Here is a 518-nt window from a genome sequence, read left to right as displayed (position 1 = left end):
CATTGCTAATCGGTGTGAAGTGACTTCTCAAAATCACAAGGTGAAAGATAATTAATAGATGAATGAATTCTTTTAGTATTGTAAAAATTCTCAATATAGTTGTAAATAAGGGAATATGCTTGCAAGTAGTTTCTAATCTTATGCTGATAAATACATTCCTTTTTTAATGAAGCATGAAAAGACTCCTGAGCTGCATTTTCATCACATGAATGATTTAGTGATGTATAACTATAAGCAAAATTATGGCTACTAATAAACTCTCTGTAACTTTCTGAACGCATTTGGGAGCCTTTATCTGAATGTATAATCAGTCCCGGTTCAGGATTTCTTTCATCAACTGCTTTTTTCAATGTTTCTATCATTTCATTAGATGTTTGATGTTCTTCAAGATTCCAAGCTACGATTTTCCTAGAATAAGCATCCATATATGTAATCAAATAATAATTACCTTCATCTATTGTTTTAATGTAAGTAATATCAGTTGTCCATACTTGATTTATTCCTGTTATTTCTAAATT

General features: G+C 29.7%; 1 protein-coding gene. It reads right to left on the bottom strand.

Features of this window, described 5'->3' with window-relative positions; translation table 11 throughout:
• Positions 1 to 5: 5 nt before the first annotated feature.
• Positions 6 to 518: IS3 family transposase (locus WMO18_RS10915; protein ID WP_367286616.1), on the bottom strand; the 513-nt coding region annotated here is incomplete at its 5' end.

The sequence above is a fragment of the Ruminococcoides intestinihominis genome (assembly GCF_040096285.1).
Taxonomy (GTDB): Bacteria; Bacillota; Clostridia; order Oscillospirales; family Acutalibacteraceae; genus Ruminococcoides; species Ruminococcoides intestinihominis.
Note: the sequence above shows the minus strand (reverse complement) of the source record. Positions and strands in the feature narration are given on the sequence as shown.